Genomic DNA, 16,119 nt, shown 5'->3' with positions numbered 1-16,119 from the left:
GAGGAATAAGCCCCTTCTTAGTTGCAGACCGGGCAGATTTGCCCGTCAGGCGCCGTGTTGCCATCGGCAGCAGGGAGAACCGCGTGAGAGACCGGCGAATGACAACCAGTGCACGGTACGTCTTCGGCACTGTGGACATGGCTTCTCCGCTAGAAAGACACGCAGGAAACACCGACTGCTGTGTCGCCGGTACAAGTATAGGGAATCACGCGCTCAGCGTGCCTCCCCCCTCGACAAACTCGCGTAACGCTGCAACAACGAGGTCGTGATCGTCGATCTGGGGGAGTCCCGAGACCGTCACGACGGCCACCATCCCGACGCCCTTCACCGAGACAGGGAACCCGCCCCCGTGCGCCGCGTAGGACATCTGATCGAACCAGCCCTCGTTCTCGATGCGTTTGCCGGCGATCTTCGGGCGTGTGCCGAGCAGGAGGGACGGGATGCCGTAGCGCTCGACGGACCGCGCCTTTCGGGCGATCCACACGTCGTTGTCGGCCTGGGCGCCCTCCAGCGCAGCGTGGAAGAGAATGTGCTCGCCCCGGCGGATGTCGATGGCGATTGGGAGGGCGCCTTCAGTACCTCTGCGCACCAGGATCAACCCAAGTCGCAGAGCATCCGCAGGCCCGAAGGCATCGACCTGCAGCTGGGTGATCTCGTCTTCGATGCGCGCGGCAAGGGCCGCGAATTCCTCCGGAGTTGCGGGCTCGCGTGCTGTCATGACAGTCACGGTATCCGCTCCGGGCGAGCGACGAGTACCGATCGCCTAGACTGGTTCGGGATCGCGCGCGCCCCGCGCGGGGCCCGGCAACAGTCTGAGGAGCAATGAACGTCGCTGTAGAGGGCCGCACAGAAAAGCGGCAGATCAGCCTGTCGGCGAAAGCCAAGGCCTACGTCGCACTGACGAAGCCTCGGGTCATCGAGCTGCTCCTCGTGACGACCGCGCCGGTCATGATCCTTGCGCAGAACGGCATTCCGAACCTCTGGCTCGTGGTCGCCACTCTGGTCGGCGGTGCCCTGAGCGCCGGGAGCGCCGGAGCTTTCAACTGCTACATCGACCGCGACATCGACCGCGTGATGAAGCGCACCCAGGGTCGCCCGCTCGTCACCGGCGAGCTGACCGACCGCGAAGCCCTCGTGTTCGCGTGGGTCATCGGCGTCGCATCCATCGTCTGGCTCGCCGTCTTCGCCAACCTTCTCGCCGCGGCGCTGTCTCTGATCGCGATCCTGCTCTACGTCTTCCTCTATACGGTGTGGCTCAAGCGCCGTACGTCGCAGAACATCGTCTGGGGCGGCATCGCCGGCTGCATGCCGGTGCTCATCGGATGGGCAGCCGTGACGAACTCGCTCAGCTGGACCCCGTTCATCCTCTTCGGCGTCATCTTCCTGTGGACGCCCCCGCACTACTGGCCTCTGTCGATGAAATACCGCGACGAGTACAAGGCCGCGAACGTGCCGATGCTCGCCGTCGTACGCGGTCGCGCGGTCGTCGGACTCCAGACGATCCTCTACGCGTGGGCCACGGTGGCCTGTTCGCTGCTCCTGATTCCGGTGGCACCGATGGGCATCGTCTACAGCGTCGTCGCTCTCGCTTCGGGCGTCTGGTTCATCTACGAGACGCACCGCCTCTACAACCGTGCCATCCACGGGCACGAGGTCAAGCCGATGCGCGTCTTCCACGCGTCGATCAGTTACCTCACGCTGGTCTTCCTCGCGGTGGCGATCGACCCGCTGCTGCCGTTCTAGGCGTCTCCCTCCCGAGTAGACGGCGCCAGCCGTGAGCTACGCGGTGATTGAGTAGCCACGAGGAACGAGCGGCGTATCGACGTCACCGCCGGTGGTCTCGATACGGCCGCGGGCGGCCTACTGGACCAGCGACGGCGGATCGGCGAGCTACGAGCGCTGGCCTGCCGAGGTGAGCTCCCACGGGTCGTCGACCGATTCCGGGACGTTCGCCGTCGAACGCAGCGAGAGCACCACGGTCGTCATCGCCGCGACAAGCAGCCCCGCCAGCACCATGTGGATGCCGACGAGAAGCGGCGGCAGGCCGAGTCTTGCCTGAGCGAGTCCCACGGCGACCTGCACGGCCTCGACCGCGAGCAGTGTCAGCACCCAGCGGCGAACGTCGAGCTTCAACACCCACGCGGCCACCACCAGCACCAGAGTGAGCCCGACCAGCACATAGGCGGGCCAGCTGTGGAAGTGCTGCAGCAGTTCGGCGTCGAGCCCGTTGCGCGGCGTCTTCTCGTCGCCCGCATGCGGGCCCGAGCCCGTGGTCAGAATGCCGACCACAACCGTGATGGCGACGAACAGCGACGCGATGTGAGCGACGATCAGGTACCACAGGGGAACGGCGCGTCGAGCTCCGCGAGGGCCTCGATACACGCGGTAGACGAGGATCGTCGCGTTGACGACGAGCAGGATCGAGATCACGAAGTGCACCCCGACGATGAAAGGGTTGAGGCCGGTGAGCACCGTGATGCCGCCGATGACGGCCTGCAGCGGAATGGACAGACCCTGCAACAGCGTCAGCACGAAGAGGTCCCTGCGCTCCCTCCAGTAACGCACCACGGCCAGGAACACCGCGATCACGATCAGAGCCAGCACGAAGGTGAGCATGCGGTTCGCGAACTCGATGATGCCGTGGATGCCCATCTCCGGAGTCGAGACGAACGACGAGTCGGTGCACCGCGGCCAAGTGGGGCATCCGAGACCCGAGCCTGTCAGGCGGACCGCGCCACCCGTACCGATGAGCACCAGCTGGAAGGCGAGCGAGAGCCACGCCAGGATGCGCACCGGACGACCGACGGAGACGGGGAGGAATGCGATGAGTCGCTTCACGAGCGGGAGAGTTCCTTGTCAAGACTTGTCGGTGAAAAGGTCAGCGATCTACTTTCTGGCAGGCATTGCCTGTAGAATCTGAAAGTTGTAGAAATCCGCGTTCGAACGCGTTTTGCGCATATCGCCCAGCGTTGGGCGGGGCTCACGCCCCCAGACCTCAGTACATTCTAAGTACGGGCGTTCTCCCCACGAGAACGTGATCGGGCAATCATTTCGATGATCGGTTCCGAATCACACAAATACCCCCGGTCTGGAATGCCTGCCGCTGACCGCGGGTTGAGATCAACGAGGAAGGGAGAAAGTCATGTCTGACGTACTAATCGACCGTCCGGAACTCGAAAACCTGGGGGTTTACGAATTCGGTTGGTCCGACTCCGATGCGGCGGGTGCCGTCGCGAAACGCGGGGTCGACGCCGACGTCGTCGCGGGCATCTCCGCCCTCAAGAGCGAGCCCGAATGGATGCTGAAGAACCGGCTCAAGGGGCTGCAGCTCTTCGAGCGCAAGCCCATGCCCACATGGGGAGCAGATCTCTCCGGCATCGACTTCGACAACATCAAGTACTTCGTGCGCTCGACCGAGAAGCAGGCCACGACGTGGGACGACCTGCCCGACGACATCAAGAACACCTACGAGCGCCTCGGCATCCCCGAGGCCGAGCGTCAGCGTCTCGTCTCCGGTGTCGCCGCTCAGTACGAGTCCGAAGTGGTGTACCACACCATCCGCGAAGACCTCGAGGCCCAGGGCGTCATCTTCATGGACACCGACACGGCACTGCGCGAGCACCCGGAGTTCTTCACCGAGTACTTCGGCACGGTCATCCCGGCCGGCGACAACAAGTTCGCCGCCCTGAACACCGCCGTGTGGTCGGGTGGATCATTCGTCTACGTACCCAAGAACGTGCACGTCGAGATCCCGCTCCAGGCCTACTTCCGCATCAACACCGAGAACATGGGCCAGTTCGAGCGCACGCTGATCATCGCCGACGAGGGCAGCTACGTGCACTACATCGAGGGCTGCACCGCTCCGATCTACAAGTCTGACTCGCTGCACTCCGCCGTCGTGGAGATCATCGTCAAGAAGAACGCCCGCGTTCGCTACACGACGATTCAGAACTGGTCGAACAACGTCTACAACCTCGTGACGAAGCGCGCTATCGCTCACGAGGGCGCCACCATGGAGTGGATCGATGGCAACATCGGCTCCAAGGTGACCATGAAGTACCCGTCGATCTACCTCGTCGGCGAGCACGCCAAGGGCGAGACTCTGTCCGTCGCCTTCGCCGGCCCCGGCCAGCACCAGGACGCGGGCGCGAAGATGATCCACATGGCGCCGTACACACAGTCGTCGATCGTGTCGAAGTCCATCGCTCGAGGCGGTGGCCGCGCAGGCTACCGCGGCGAGGTACGCATGGCAGAGAACGCGCACCACTCGGCCAACACCGTGCGCTGCGACGCCCTGCTGGTCGACACCCAGTCGCGATCCGACACCTACCCGGCCATCGACATCCGTGTCGACGACGTGCAGCTCGGCCACGAGGCGACCGTCTCTCGCGTCAGCGAAGAGCAACTCTTCTACCTCATGAGCCGAGGTCTGCCCGAAGACGAGGCCATGGCCATGATCGTGCGCGGCTTCATCGAGCCGATCGCCCGCGAACTCCCCATGGAGTACGCACTCGAACTCAACAAGCTCATCGAGATGGGCATGGAAGGCAGTGTCGGCTAGATGTCCGCAGCACCAACAGCGAACACCGGACTCATCGAGACCGATCAACACGGCATGAAGGCACACTCCGACGGCGGCGACGCCTATGTGCCCGTTCAGTCACGAGCAGAGCGCTTCACCTCGACGTCCGTCGACGACTTCGAGAAGGTCACCGGGTTCGAGCTCGAGTGGAAGCTCACTCCGATCTCCCGCATCGCCGCGCTCACCGAGGGCGAACTCGATGGCTCGGCGCCCGCCACCGCGCTTCCCGAGGGCGTCGCCGGCGTCGCAGCGAGCTGGGTCGACCGATCGGATGCGCGAATCGGCACGGCCGGCGCTCCCGAAGAGCGTGCAAGCGCAAACGCGTGGTCGTCGTTCGAGAAGGCCTTGGCCATCGACGTCTCGGGCGAAGAACTGCACGAGTACCGCGTGATCCGCTCGGAGCTCGGGCAGACGCCTCGGGCCGCGCACACCGTCATCACCGCAGCGCCGTTCAGCCAGGGCCTGGTCATCCTCAGCAACTCGGGTGACGCGCAGCTCTCCGAGAACGTGGAGATCGTCGTCGGAGACCAGGCACAGCTCACCGTCGTCACCGTTCAGGAGTGGACAGACGAGAGCAACCACCTCGCCAGCCACTTCGCCCGCGTGGGGCGCGACGCGCGACTGCGGCACATCGTCATCAGCCTCGGCGGGGGAGTCGTTCGGGTCAACCCGTCCATCCACCTCGTCGAGACCGGCGCAGACGGCAGCGCATTCGGCGCGTACTTCGCCGACGCCGGCCAGCACCTCGAACAGCGCGTCTACATCGACCATGTCGCTGCCCAGACCAAGAGCCGTGTGAAGTACAAGGGTGCCTTGCAGGGCGCCACCGCACGCTCCGTCTGGGTTGGCGACGTGCTGATCGGTCCGCACGCGACCGGCACCGACAGCTACGAGGAGAACCGCAATCTGGTTCTCTCCGAGGGCCCTCGCGCCGACTCCATTCCGAACCTCGAGATCGAGACCGGCGACATCCAGGGTGCAGGACACGCATCGTCGACGGGCCGTTTCGACGACGAGCAGCTGTTTTACCTCCAGTCACGAGGCATCCCCGAAGACGAGGCTCGCCGCCTCGTCGTGCGCGGCTTCCTCGCCGAGATCGTCGCCCAGATCGGCTCCGAGCAGGTGGAGTCGGAACTCTCGGCTGCCATCGAGGCCGAGCTGACACGCGCGCAGGGAATCTGAGCCGTGGCCGCCGAACTCATCTGCAACGTATCCGACCTGACCCCGAACGAAGCGGTCCGCGTCGTCATCGACAATGTGGCCATCGCGCTCGTCATGGACTCGGCTGGAGAGTGCCACGCCATCGGCGACACGTGCACCCACGGCGACATCTCGCTGGCCGAAGGCTTCGTCGACGGCGAGACGCTGGAGTGCTGGGCCCACGGCTCGAAGTTCTCGCTCGCCTCAGGAAAGCCCCTCACCCTCCCGGCCTACGAGCCGGTTCCGGTGTACGAACTCACCATCGTGGATGGCGACGTCTACATCGACCCGACCAAAACGAAAGAGATTGTGTAGCCATGTCGAATCTTGAGATCCGCGATCTCCACGTGAGCGTGGAGACCGAACAGGGAACCAAGCAGATCCTGAAGGGTGTCGATCTGTCGATCGGCGAAGGCGAGACCCACGCGATCATGGGCCCGAACGGCTCCGGCAAGTCCACTCTCGCCTACGCGATCGCCGGACACCCCAAGTACACCGTCGAGAGCGGCTCCGTGAAGCTCGACGGAGAAGAAGTTCTCACCATGACCGTCGACGAGCGTGCTCGCGCGGGCCTCTTCCTCGCCATGCAGTACCCCGTCGAGATCCCCGGCGTGAGCGTCTCGAACTTCCTTCGCACGGCGAAGACCGCCATCGACGGTGCGGCTCCGCCCATTCGCGGTTGGATCAAGGACCTCGACTCCTCGATGTCGCAGCTGCGCATGGACAAGTCGTTCCGTGAGCGCAACGTCAACGAAGGATTCTCGGGCGGCGAGAAGAAGCGCAACGAGATCCTCCAGCTCGAACTGCTGAAGCCGAAGTTCGCCGTGCTCGATGAGACCGACTCCGGTCTCGACGTCGACGCCCTGAAGATCGTGTCCGAGGGCGTGAACCGCGCCAAGGCGAACACCGGCCTCGGCATCCTCCTCATCACGCACTACAACCGCATCCTCAAGTACATCCAGCCCGACTTCGTGCACGTGTTCGTCGCCGGCAAGGTCGTCGAGCAGGGTGGCCCCGAGCTCGCCGTGCGCCTCGAAAACGAGGGCTACGACCGCTTTCTCTCGAACGTGAACGTCGGCTCGTAGCCATGGCCTCGACACTCAGCCCGCAGCGCTTCGACGAGATCGAAGACAAGCTGAAAGACGTGATGGACCCGGAGCTCGGCGTGAACATCGTCGACCTCGGATTGATCTACGATCTCGCCTGGGACGACGAGAACGACGCCCTGCTGATCAGCATGACGCTCACCAGCGCCGGATGCCCCCTCACCGATGTGATCGAGGAGGAGACAGCCCAAGCTCTCGACGGCACCGTCGAGCAGTTCCGCATCAACTGGGTCTGGATGCCGCCGTGGGGTCCCGAAAAGATCACCGACGACGGCCGCGAGATGATGCGCGCCCTCGGCTTCTCCATGTAGCCGTGCTTCCCACCCTGCAGCCTCCGATGATGTGAGCGACCCAGGCCCCGACCGTATCGACATCGGATCGGGGCCTTCGTCTGTGCTCCGTGATGCGGGGCATCCCGAGTTTTATACTGAAGTTCTTCCCCCAAGTACTCAGCGCGAGAGCGTATGAGAAGAAATGGATTGTGCCTGTGCTGAATGTTCAAGACCTCGAGCTACGGGTCGGCGCACGGGTACTCATGCAAGACGTCTCGTTCCGGGTCGCCGATGGCGACAAGATCGGCCTCGTCGGTCGCAACGGAGCAGGAAAGACCACACTCACGAAGGTCTTGGCGGGCGAGCAGCTGTCGAATGGCGGCAAGGTCGAACGAAACGGCGAGATCGGCTATCTTCCCCAGGATCCGAGATCGGGCAACCCCGAAGATCTGGCCCGCACTCGCATCCTCGACGCCCGCGGACTCGGGCAGCTCGTGCTCGGCATGCAGCAGGCGACCGCCGACATGGGCAGCTCAGACCCCAAGATCAGCGCCCAGGGCATGACCAAGTACGGCAATCTCACTGATCGGTTCCTCGCGCTCGGCGGCTACGCCGCCGAGGCAGAGGCCGCCTCGATCGCGTCGAACCTCAATCTGCCCGACCGCATCCTCGACCAGCCGCTCTCGACTCTCTCGGGTGGTCAGCGTCGGCGCATCGAACTCGCCCGCATCCTCTTCTCAGACGCCCGCACGCTGATCCTCGATGAGCCGACGAACCACCTCGACGCCGACAGCGTCGTCTGGCTGCGGGAGTTCCTCAAGAGCTACTCCGGCGGATTCATCGTGATCAGTCACGACATCGAACTCGTCGGCGAGACCGTGAACCGCGTCTTCTACCTCGATGCGAACCGCCAGGTCATCGACGTCTACAACATGAACTGGAAGAACTACCTGCGCCAGCGCGCGGCCGACGAGGAGCGTCGCAAGAAAGAGCGCGTCAACGTCGAGAAGAAGGCGTCGGTTCTGCAGCTGCAGGCAGCGAAGTTCGGTGCAAAAGCATCGAAGGCTGCGGCGGCGCATCAGATGGTGGCCCGCGCAGAGAAGATGCTGTCCGGCCTCGAAGAAGTACGTGCCGTCGACCGCGTGGCGAAGCTCCGTTTCCCGACCCCCGCGCCGTGCGGACGAACCCCGCTCATGGCATCCAATCTCTCTAAGAGCTATGGCTCACTCGAGATCTTCGCGGCGGTCGACCTCGCCATCGACCGCGGTTCGAAGGTCGTGATCCTCGGCCTGAACGGTGCTGGCAAGACCACGCTCTTACGCATTCTCGGTGGCGCAGACAAGCCCGACACCGGGCAGATCGAGCCGGGCCACGGACTGCGTATCGGCTACTACGCCCAAGAGCACGAGACCATCGATGTGAAGCGCAGCGTGCTCGAGAACATGGTGTCATCATCGCCGAACATCACCGAGATGGAAGCGCGCAGGGTCCTCGGATCGTTCCTCTTCACCGGCGACGACTCGCACAAGCCCGCGGGGGTTCTCTCGGGTGGAGAGAAGACTCGACTCGCCCTGGCGATGATCGTGGTCTCCGGCGCCAACGTGCTGCTGCTCGACGAGCCGACGAACAACCTCGACCCGGCGAGCCGCGAAGAGATTCTCGACGCTCTGGCTCACTACGAGGGCGCCGTGGTGCTCGTGAGCCACGACGAGGGTGCCGTCGAGGCCCTCAATCCGGAACGCGTTCTCATCCTGCCCGACGGAGTCGAAGATCACTGGAACAAGGACTACGCCGACCTCATCTCGTTGGCCTGAGGACCGAGCGATCGGCTCTCAGCGCAGAGCGTCGCTCTGCACCGTGAGTCCTGCGATGAGCAGGGCCACTCCGAAGTCGAACGAGTCGCGTTCCTGACGCGATCGTGACTCCACATCCGACGGCTTCGCTTCGTGTCGGGCGGTGACGACGCCCAGGCTGTCGGCTTGGATCCTCTGCTGCTCGTGGGAGACATGGCCGAGGAGAAAGTGCAGAAACGCCCCGGCGGCGGCTCGTTCGACGCGCTCGTCGAAGTCTCCCCGGTGAAGTGCCGCGGTGAGTCTCGTGAGGGCCTCGCCTGCTCCGAGACCAAGCGCTTGAGAGCTCAGAACGACCTCGGCTCCGTCTCGGAACGACAGCAGGGCGTCGCGCAGGGCTTCGGCTTCGAGGCGGACGGCCGACGCCCAGTCGGATGTGCCGTGATCGATGACGCGTGCACCACTGACGATTCGGTCTGATACCGCCGCGAGCAGGGTCTGCTTGTTCTCGAAGTGCCAATACAGGGCGCTGGGCTGAACGGCCAAGGTCGACGCCAACCGGCGCATCGTCAGATCGGGCAGACCGTACTCGTCGAGGATGGCGAGGGCCGCCTCCACGACGTCGACCCGCGAGTGTCGCTGTGATTTTGCCGGAGGGCTGGCATTCGTGGTCATCGTTCCACCAGCGTACCAGCTAACATGAACGTTGTTCAGGTGAACGGCGTTCAGGACGCAGCGGAGGCGGAAAATGTTCAAGCAAGCGACATGGGACGTGCGTGACACGACACGAGTAGCGGCTTTCGCCGCCCTCATCGCGGTTCTCGGTCTTCCCGGTGCACTCCCCGTCTTCGGGGGAGCCGTTCCCATAACGCTGCAGACGCTGGGTGTGATGCTGGCCGGAACCATTCTCGGCCCGTGGCGCGGCGCGGCCGCAGTGCTGACTCTCGAAGCGCTGGTCCTGGTCGGACTTCCCCTCCTGTCGGGCGGCCGGGGAGGTGCGGGCGTGTTCGTGGGTCCGACGGCGGGATATCTGATCGGCTGGATTCTCGGCGCCTTCGTCACCGGCGCCATCGCCTTCTCCGGCTCGGCAAGGCCCACCTGGTGGCGCACTGCAGCAGCCTGTGTCACGGGCGGCATCCTTGTCGTCTACGCCTTCGGAATTCCGATCCAGGCCCTGGTGACGAGGCTTCCCCTCGCCGAAACAGCATTGACCAGCACGGTCTTCCTCCCGGGCGACCTCGTCAAGGCCGTGCTCGCCACGGCCATCACGCTCACCCTGTGGCGCGCATACCCGCGCGCGTTCAGCCGCAGAATCTCGCCGACGCGTTCTCGTGGTGCGGGCGTGACCAGATGATGGCATCCGATGAACCCTGATCGCCTCATCTCGTTTCGCGGCGTCTCCGTCGACTTCGACAGCAGGACCGCGCTCGAGGACGTATCCGTCCTCCTCGATCAGCGGCGTATCGCCGTTATAGGATCCAACGGATCCGGCAAGTCGACCTTCGCGCGCCTGCTCAACGGGCTGGCCTCGGCGAGCGACGGCGAGGTGCGTGTGCACGGAATCGACCCGCTCCGCCAAGGGCGGTTGCTGAGGCGTCGAGTGGGATTCATCTTCAGCAATCCCGACAGTCAGATCGTCATGCCGACGGTCGCAGAAGACATCGCCTTCTCGCTTCGGGGACGCGGGCTGTCTCGAACCGAGATCGATGAACGCGTGTCGCGCATGATCGACACGTACGGTCTCGCCGACCATGCCGACGGTCCCGCGCACAGCCTGTCGGGCGGCCAGAAGCAGCTACTGGCCCTGAGCTCGGTTCTGGTGAGCGAGCCGGAGCTCATCGTCGCCGACGAGCCCACCGCCCTGTTGGATGCCGCGAATACTCGGCGGATCAGCAATCACCTCCTCGACGACATGCACCAACAACTCGTCCTCGTCACGCACGACCTCGGCCTCGCACGACGCTGCGATGTGGCGCTCCGGTTTGATCACGGCCGTCTCGTCGCCTGTGGAGACCCCGACACGGTCATCGCGGACTATGAGAGGAGCCACGCGTGATCAGCGTCTACAGGTCGGGCACGAGCATCCTTCACCGACTGCCCCCCGGACTCAAGCTGATCGGCTTCATCGGGACGTCTCTCGTCATCGCGGTCACGACCACACATCTCCTGGAGGTGGTCGCGGCGGCGACGTTCGTTATGACGGGCTACGCGGCGGCAGGGCTGGGGGCGCGGGCTCTGACAAGCCAGATTCTCGCCGTCAAATGGGTCATCGTCTTCATGCTGGTACCCCAGCTGCTCTTTCTTTCCGCTCTCGATGCTGTCAGCAACACAGCCCGGGTGGTCCTGATCCTCGTCCTCGCGGCCCTGTTCACGATGACGACGCGCATCCCCGACCTTCTCGACGCGGCCGAACGCGCAGCGTCACCACTACGCCGCGTCGGAATACGCCCCGAGAGCGTCGCGCTCCTCCTGGGCCTCAGCATCACCTCGATCCCCGTGATCGCGGGCTTCGCTGCAACCGTGCGTGACGCACAACGAGCCCGCGGCATCTCTGCCCACCGCGTCACGTTCGCCGTCCCTCTCCTCATCATGTCGCTGAAGCACGCCGACGACCTCGCCGATGCGGTCAACGCGCGGGGAATCGAATCGTGAAGGTCTGGGGCCAGACGGTCGACGACGAAACGCGGTGCGTTCACTACCGAACGCCCAAAGACATCGTCGCCATCAAGTTCGCCTGCTGCGGCCGGTACTATCCGTGCCACCTGTGCCATGAAGAAGCAGAGAATCACCAGGCAGAGCAGTGGCCGAAACGAGAACGAGACACCAAGGCCGTTCTCTGCGGAGTGTGCTCCACCGAGGTCAGCGTCAGCGACTACCTCACGACTAGCCGCTGCCCGCACTGTCTGGCGTTGTTCAACGAGCGCTGCGATCTGCACGCCCACCTCTACTTCGAGATGTAGGTCGAGACGGCTCAGCGTGCGGCAGACCGATCGATCAGCTCGTCTTCGATGTCGTTGTCGCTCTTCGCCTTGGCCTGGCGGCGTCGCTCGCGCTCGGCCGCACGCTCTTTCTCCTCCGGGTCGTCTGCGTTCAGCGAGCGGTACTCCTGGCGGGCCGCGTAGCCCAGGCCGAGGAATCCGAGCAGAGCGAAGACGAACCACTGGAAGGCGTACGACAGGTGCGGGCCCTCATCCTCCGGAGGTCGCGTCTCGAGTTGGCCTGTGTCGGCGGAGGGCGTCTCGCTCGCCAGGTCGCCGTATGCTCCCGTATAGGTGGGCAGATCCAGTTGCTCCGCGATCGTCGGAAGATCGACGGACGGGATCTCACCTGTCGCGGCGGACCTCCCCTCGAGCTTCGGCTCGCTCGCCTTCAGACGCGCGACGACAGTGACCTCTCCCTGAGGGGAGGAAGGGACGTCATCCGGCTTGTCCTGCTCCTGGCCAGTGGGGAGCCAGCCTCTGTCGACGACGAAGACCGAGCCGTCGTCGAGCCGGAACGGAACGAGAAGCTCGAATCCGGGTTGGCCGCCCGAGGGACGGTTACGCACCAGCAGTTGCTCCGACTCGAGATAGCTTCCCGTGAGCGAGACGGTCATCCACTTCTGCGACTCGTCGAAGGATTCCAGCCCGTCGAGCACGTCGGTCACCGGCCGGGGGACGGCATCGTAGTTGGCGGCGACACGATTGTTCTCGGCGAGCGCATCCGCCCTCCTCGCCAGCTGCCAGCAACCGAGAAGCACGCACACGAGAGCGAACACCACTGTCAGCGCGAGGTACCCGCCCCAGCGCGAGCTCAGCAGGAACCGCCAGCCGGTGTTCACGCCGTACCCCGCGCATCCGCCTCGGCTATGACCTCGAGGGGAAAGTCACGGGCGGCGAGGAACTCGCGAAGGAACGAGACGTGCTCGTCGCACGCGAGCCAGATCTTTCGCCTGGTCTCGTCGTGGATCTTCGGGTTGCGCCACTCGATACGCCAATCGGATGCCGCGCGGCAGCCCGCGCGGGAACACTCCGAGCCGCTCGGCTCGAGTCCGAGGCCGATCATTCGGGGCGACCGCCGAAATCGCGGGGAGGCCGGACTCCCGGAATGGCGACGACACCGCCCGGACGATTCACGACGGACTTGGTGGGGGAGCCGACGTTGGCGAGAACGACAGCGAAGTAGGGAAGCACGATGGCGCCGATCGCCGGAAGGATCAGCCACCAGCCGTGCAGGAAGAGCATGAGCACGATGCAGATTATGCGGATGGTCATGGCGATGCCGTACTTGATCATGCGCGTGCGGCGCTCATCGCCCGGCGAAGGCGGGAGATCGGTGATCGACTGCTGTTTCATGCGCTCGTCTGTTCGGGTTCGATAGCCGGAAGGCTGCACTAAGCCTACGCCGCGTATGCACCTCCTATGCTGGTACGGGCCAGTGATCCACGCCCCGCACTTAAGGACTCGCTCATGACGACAGCTCGCACCGTACTCATCACCGGAGGAAACCGAGGAATCGGCTACTCGCTCGCTGAGGAATTCATCGCCCAGGGCCACCGGGTCGCTGTCACGGCTCGCTCGGGCGAGGGCCCCGCGGGAAGTCTCACGGTCATGGCCGACGTGACGGATACCGCTTCGATCGACCGCGCCTTCGGCGAGGTCGAGGCCGCGCTCGGACCGATCGAAGTGCTCGTCGCCAACGCCGGCGTCACCAAGGACACCCTCCTGCTTCGCATGACCGAAGACGACTTCACTTCGGTCATCGACACCAATCTGTCGGGGTCGTTCCGTGTGATCAAGCGCGCGTCGAAGGGCATGCTCAAGGCGCGATTCGGTCGGATCATCCTGATCTCGAGCGTCGTCGGCCTCTATGGCTCGCCCGGCCAGGTCAACTACGCCGCCTCCAAGGCCGGCCTCGTCGGAATCGCCCGATCGATCACCCGAGAACTCGGATCACGCGGCATCACGGCCAACGTCGTCGCTCCCGGTTTCATCGAGACCGATATGACGGCTGCCCTTCCCGAGGCTACGCAGGCGGAGTACCTCAAGTCGATCCCGGCCGGTCGCTTCGCGACGCCGACCGAGGTCGCGCGGGTGGTGGCCTGGCTCGCTTCGGATGACGCGGGTTACATCTCGGGTGCGGTCATCCCGGTCGACGGCGGTCTCGGCATGGGCCACTGACCGACCGACGCGGAATCAGCCTCGCAGGCCCAGGGCGGGCAGAATCTGGCTCAGGTCGCGATCGCTGATGGCGACGTTCGCCGAGCGTCGCACGACGGGTCGAGCATCGAAGGCGACGGACAGGCCCGCGGTCTTCATCATCTGGAGGTCGTTGGCACCGTCGCCGACGGCCACCGTGCGCGATCGAGGAACACCGTAGGCGGAAGCCCACTCGGTGAGGGCGGAGGCCTTCGCCTCGGCATCGATCACCGGGCCGAGGACAGCACCGGTGAGTTTTCCGTCGCGCACGTCGAGTCTGTTTGCCCTCCAGAAGTCGAGTCCCACGTCGCCCGCGAGCTCGTCGAGCAACTCGTGGAACCCGCCAGAGACCACTCCCACCACGCTGTCGTTCTCGTGCAGGGTGTCGATCATCTGCTGGGCTCCCGGGGTGAGCCTGATCTGCTGGGCGATGTCAGGCAGTTGCTCGACCTCGAGACCCTCGAGGGTGGCCACGCGCGAACGCAGACTCTGCTCGAAATCGAGCTCTCCGCTCATCGCGCGCTCGGTGATCTCCGCGACCTCGGCGAAACTCCCTGCGGCCTGCGCGAGCATCTCGATGACCTCGTTCTCGATGAGCGTCGAGTCGACATCGAGCACAACGAGAAAGCGAGCAGCAGCGTGAGACGCGATCCGTGAATCTATCGGCTGGCGGCCCGGGCTGTACTGAACTGCCTCCGAAGTCAGACTCATGGTTCTACGCGGATTCCCTTTCCGACGACCGTGATACCCGAGTCGGTCACGGTGAATCCGCGCTCTCGATCTCGCGCCGCATCGGTGCCCACCTGGGCACCGGCTGCAACGACCACGTTCTTGTCCAGAATAGCCCGCTTGACGATGGCGCCCGGCTCGATGTGCACGCGATCGAAGAGCACCGAATCCTGCACCAGAGCCTCGGATTCGATCGTCGACCATGGGCCGACGACGCTGCCCTCGACCCGCGCACCGGAGATGAGGCAGCCGAGCGAGACGAGCGATCCGAGCGTGGTGCCGGTGTTGCCCTTCGCATCCCGAACGAATTTGGCGGGCGGCGAATTGAGCTGCTGGGTGAAGATCGGCCACTCGCGGTTGTAGAGGTTGAAGATCGGCAGCGCCGAGATCAAGTCCTGGTGAGCGTCGTAGAACGAGTCGATCGTTCCCACATCACGCCAGTAGTAGCGGTCACGGTCCGTGGCTCCGGGAACCTCGTTGCGCTGGAGGTCGTACACGCCCGCCAGGCCGCGCTCGACGAAGTCGGGGATGATGTCGCCACCCATGTCGTGGCTGGAGTCGGGCTTCTCACCGTCGCGTATGACGGCCTCGATGAGCATGTCGGCGTCGAAGACGTAGTTGCCCATCGACGCGAGGACCTCGCCGGGGGAGTCGAGGAGGCCCTTGGCGTTGGTCGGCTTCTCGAGGAACTCCGAGATCTTGGTCGGGTCGTCGTCGGATGTCTGGATGACGCCGAACTGGTCTGACAACTCGATGGGCTGGCGGATCGCTGCGACCGTGGCACCCAGGCCCGATTCGATGTGAGCTGCGACCATCTGCTCGAAGTCCATTCGATAAACGTGGTCGGCGCCGACGACCACCACGATGTCGGGTCGCTCGTCGCCGATCAGGTTGAGGCTCTGGAGGATCGCGTCTGCCGAGCCTGCGAACCAGCGCTTGCCCAGTCGCTGCTGCGCTGGAACGGATGCGACGTAGGAGTCGAGCATCATGGGCAGTCTCCACGTCTGCGAGACGTGCCTGTCGAGGCTGTGCGACTTGTACTGCGTGAGCACCACGATCTGCCGCAGTCCGGAATTCACCAGGTTCGACAGTGCGAAGTCGATGAGCCGATAGCTGCCGCCGAACGGAACGCCGGGCTTTGCCCGGTCTGCGGTGAGCGGCATAAGACGCTTACCCTCTCCGCCGGCGAGGACGATGCCAAAAATCTTCTTCGATGCTGCCATGCACTAACAGTAGAGCCTCGGCGGAGGACTGTACTACGTT

At 64.5% G+C, this 16,119-nt stretch carries 20 protein-coding genes; 12 read left to right on the top strand and 8 right to left on the bottom strand.

Translation table 11 applies throughout. The annotated features are described in order from the left end of the window. Positions 1-205: 205 nt before the first annotated feature. The gene (locus tag CCK87_RS05940; RefSeq protein WP_086460551.1) at positions 206-718 is read right to left on the bottom strand and encodes a heme-degrading domain-containing protein; all 513 of its coding nucleotides are present in this window, start codon (positions 716-718) and stop codon (positions 206-208) included. Between the two features lie 104 nt (positions 719-822). Between CCK87_RS05940 and CCK87_RS05935 the strand changes: the two genes are divergently transcribed. Further along, positions 823-1,743: a heme o synthase gene (locus CCK87_RS05935; RefSeq protein ID WP_086460550.1), complete on the top strand. Its 921-nt coding sequence runs from the start codon at positions 823-825 to the stop codon at positions 1,741-1,743. A gap of 147 nt (positions 1,744-1,890) precedes the next feature. Here the strand turns inward: CCK87_RS05935 and CCK87_RS05930 are convergent, their stop codons facing one another. Then, a complete protein-coding gene (locus CCK87_RS05930; RefSeq protein ID WP_086460549.1) occupies positions 1,891-2,838 on the bottom strand; it encodes a COX15/CtaA family protein in 948 nt (315 codons plus the stop codon). Positions 2,839-3,142: 304 nt separating this feature from the next. Between CCK87_RS05930 and sufB the strand changes: the two genes are divergently transcribed. The 6 genes from sufB (at position 3,143) to CCK87_RS05900 (ending at position 8,974) form a co-directional block, all read left to right on the top strand. Beyond that, positions 3,143-4,561: a Fe-S cluster assembly protein SufB gene (gene sufB / locus CCK87_RS05925; RefSeq protein WP_055781442.1), complete on the top strand. Its 1,419-nt coding sequence runs from the start codon at positions 3,143-3,145 to the stop codon at positions 4,559-4,561. Continuing rightward, positions 4,562-5,764: a Fe-S cluster assembly protein SufD gene (sufD, locus tag CCK87_RS05920; RefSeq protein WP_249273744.1), complete on the top strand. Its 1,203-nt coding sequence runs from the start codon at positions 4,562-4,564 to the stop codon at positions 5,762-5,764. It begins immediately after the preceding gene. Between the two features lie 3 nt (positions 5,765-5,767). Further along, the gene (locus CCK87_RS05915) at positions 5,768-6,097 is read left to right on the top strand and encodes a non-heme iron oxygenase ferredoxin subunit (protein ID WP_055781444.1); all 330 of its coding nucleotides are present in this window, start codon (positions 5,768-5,770) and stop codon (positions 6,095-6,097) included. A gap of 2 nt (positions 6,098-6,099) precedes the next feature. After that, positions 6,100-6,867, top strand: a complete 768-nt coding sequence (gene sufC, locus CCK87_RS05910; RefSeq protein WP_085486184.1) for a Fe-S cluster assembly ATPase SufC — start codon at positions 6,100-6,102, stop codon at positions 6,865-6,867. Positions 6,868-6,869: 2 nt separating this feature from the next. After that, a complete protein-coding gene (locus CCK87_RS05905; protein WP_044443352.1) occupies positions 6,870-7,199 on the top strand; it encodes a metal-sulfur cluster assembly factor in 330 nt (109 codons plus the stop codon). 176 nt (positions 7,200-7,375) lie between these two features. Continuing rightward, a complete protein-coding gene (locus CCK87_RS05900; RefSeq protein WP_086460548.1) occupies positions 7,376-8,974 on the top strand; it encodes an ABC-F family ATP-binding cassette domain-containing protein in 1,599 nt (532 codons plus the stop codon). A gap of 18 nt (positions 8,975-8,992) precedes the next feature. Here CCK87_RS05900 and CCK87_RS05895 read toward each other — a convergent pair whose 3' ends face one another. Then, on the bottom strand, positions 8,993-9,625 hold the full coding sequence (locus CCK87_RS05895; RefSeq protein ID WP_170927170.1) for a TetR/AcrR family transcriptional regulator C-terminal domain-containing protein: 633 nt from the start codon (positions 9,623-9,625) through the stop codon (positions 8,993-8,995). A 73-nt stretch (positions 9,626-9,698) separates the two neighbouring features. On the opposite strand from CCK87_RS05895, the gene CCK87_RS05890 reads away from it, so the two are divergent. The 4 genes from CCK87_RS05890 to CCK87_RS05875 are packed head-to-tail and all read left to right on the top strand — an operon-like array spanning position 9,699 to position 11,910. Then, complete coding sequence (locus tag CCK87_RS05890) at positions 9,699-10,304, top strand: biotin transporter BioY (RefSeq protein ID WP_086460546.1); 606 nt, start codon at positions 9,699-9,701, stop codon at positions 10,302-10,304. A 9-nt stretch (positions 10,305-10,313) separates the two neighbouring features. Continuing rightward, positions 10,314-11,006 (top strand): ABC transporter ATP-binding protein, encoded by a 693-nt coding sequence (locus tag CCK87_RS05885; protein ID WP_086460545.1) that lies wholly within the window; start codon positions 10,314-10,316, stop codon positions 11,004-11,006. After that, complete coding sequence (locus tag CCK87_RS05880; protein WP_086460544.1) at positions 11,003-11,602, top strand: energy-coupling factor transporter transmembrane component T; 600 nt, start codon at positions 11,003-11,005, stop codon at positions 11,600-11,602. The genes CCK87_RS05885 and CCK87_RS05880 overlap by 4 nt, the downstream gene beginning before the upstream one ends. After that, positions 11,599-11,910 (top strand): CHY zinc finger protein, encoded by a 312-nt coding sequence (locus CCK87_RS05875; RefSeq protein WP_086460543.1) that lies wholly within the window; start codon positions 11,599-11,601, stop codon positions 11,908-11,910. The genes CCK87_RS05880 and CCK87_RS05875 overlap by 4 nt, the downstream gene beginning before the upstream one ends. Positions 11,911-11,921: 11 nt before the next feature. Here CCK87_RS05875 and CCK87_RS05870 read toward each other — a convergent pair whose 3' ends face one another. Genes CCK87_RS05870 through CCK87_RS05860 form a run of 3 tightly spaced genes read right to left on the bottom strand, consistent with a single transcriptional unit; the run spans position 11,922 to position 13,284 of the window. Further along, positions 11,922-12,770 (bottom strand): SURF1 family protein, encoded by an 849-nt coding sequence (locus CCK87_RS05870; protein ID WP_086460542.1) that lies wholly within the window; start codon positions 12,768-12,770, stop codon positions 11,922-11,924. Next, positions 12,767-12,994, bottom strand: coding sequence for a hypothetical protein (locus CCK87_RS05865; protein WP_086460541.1), 228 nt, complete (start codon positions 12,992-12,994; stop codon positions 12,767-12,769). The genes CCK87_RS05870 and CCK87_RS05865 overlap by 4 nt, the downstream gene beginning before the upstream one ends. Then, positions 12,991-13,284, bottom strand: coding sequence for a DUF3099 domain-containing protein (locus CCK87_RS05860; RefSeq protein ID WP_086460540.1), 294 nt, complete (start codon positions 13,282-13,284; stop codon positions 12,991-12,993). The genes CCK87_RS05865 and CCK87_RS05860 overlap by 4 nt, the downstream gene beginning before the upstream one ends. 114 nt (positions 13,285-13,398) lie before the next feature. On the opposite strand from CCK87_RS05860, the gene fabG reads away from it, so the two are divergent. After that, entirely contained in the window at positions 13,399-14,109 is a 711-nt protein-coding gene (fabG, locus tag CCK87_RS05855) for a 3-oxoacyl-ACP reductase FabG (RefSeq protein ID WP_086460539.1), read from the top strand. Between the two features lie 15 nt (positions 14,110-14,124). Here fabG and serB read toward each other — a convergent pair whose 3' ends face one another. Together serB and CCK87_RS05845 are read right to left on the bottom strand one after the other, a co-directional pair. After that, complete coding sequence (gene serB, locus CCK87_RS05850; protein WP_086460538.1) at positions 14,125-14,838, bottom strand: phosphoserine phosphatase SerB; 714 nt, start codon at positions 14,836-14,838, stop codon at positions 14,125-14,127. After that, positions 14,835-16,079, bottom strand: a complete 1,245-nt coding sequence (locus CCK87_RS05845) for a glucose-1-phosphate adenylyltransferase (protein WP_085486209.1) — start codon at positions 16,077-16,079, stop codon at positions 14,835-14,837. The genes serB and CCK87_RS05845 overlap by 4 nt, the downstream gene beginning before the upstream one ends. Between the last annotated feature and the right edge of the window lie 40 nt (positions 16,080-16,119).

It is taken from the genome of Agreia sp. VKM Ac-1783, from assembly GCF_900177765.1.
Lineage (GTDB): Bacteria > Actinomycetota > Actinomycetes > Actinomycetales > Microbacteriaceae > Agreia.
The sequence above is the reverse complement of the archived record's forward strand: the minus strand, read 5'-3'. Positions and strand labels throughout refer to the sequence as shown.

Coding starts and splice junctions, on each gene's coding strand:
- CCK87_RS05940 (WP_086460551.1), bottom strand. CDS start 718: ATGACAGCACGCGAGCCCGCAACTCCGGAGGAATTCGCGGCCCTTGCC.
- CCK87_RS05935 (WP_086460550.1), top strand. CDS start 823: ATGAACGTCGCTGTAGAGGGCCGCACAGAAAAGCGGCAGATCAGCCTG.
- sufB (WP_055781442.1), top strand. CDS start 3,143: ATGTCTGACGTACTAATCGACCGTCCGGAACTCGAAAACCTGGGGGTT.
- sufD (WP_249273744.1), top strand. CDS start 4,562: ATGTCCGCAGCACCAACAGCGAACACCGGACTCATCGAGACCGATCAA.
- sufC (WP_085486184.1), top strand. CDS start 6,100: ATGTCGAATCTTGAGATCCGCGATCTCCACGTGAGCGTGGAGACCGAA.
- CCK87_RS05905 (WP_044443352.1), top strand. CDS start 6,870: ATGGCCTCGACACTCAGCCCGCAGCGCTTCGACGAGATCGAAGACAAG.
- CCK87_RS05895 (WP_170927170.1), bottom strand. CDS start 9,625: ATGACCACGAATGCCAGCCCTCCGGCAAAATCACAGCGACACTCGCGG.
- CCK87_RS05890 (WP_086460546.1), top strand. CDS start 9,699: ATGTTCAAGCAAGCGACATGGGACGTGCGTGACACGACACGAGTAGCG.
- CCK87_RS05885 (WP_086460545.1), top strand. CDS start 10,314: ATGAACCCTGATCGCCTCATCTCGTTTCGCGGCGTCTCCGTCGACTTC.
- CCK87_RS05865 (WP_086460541.1), bottom strand. CDS start 12,994: ATGATCGGCCTCGGACTCGAGCCGAGCGGCTCGGAGTGTTCCCGCGCG.
- CCK87_RS05860 (WP_086460540.1), bottom strand. CDS start 13,284: ATGAAACAGCAGTCGATCACCGATCTCCCGCCTTCGCCGGGCGATGAG.
- fabG (WP_086460539.1), top strand. CDS start 13,399: ATGACGACAGCTCGCACCGTACTCATCACCGGAGGAAACCGAGGAATC.
- serB (WP_086460538.1), bottom strand. CDS start 14,838: ATGAGTCTGACTTCGGAGGCAGTTCAGTACAGCCCGGGCCGCCAGCCG.
- CCK87_RS05845 (WP_085486209.1), bottom strand. CDS start 16,079: ATGGCAGCATCGAAGAAGATTTTTGGCATCGTCCTCGCCGGCGGAGAG.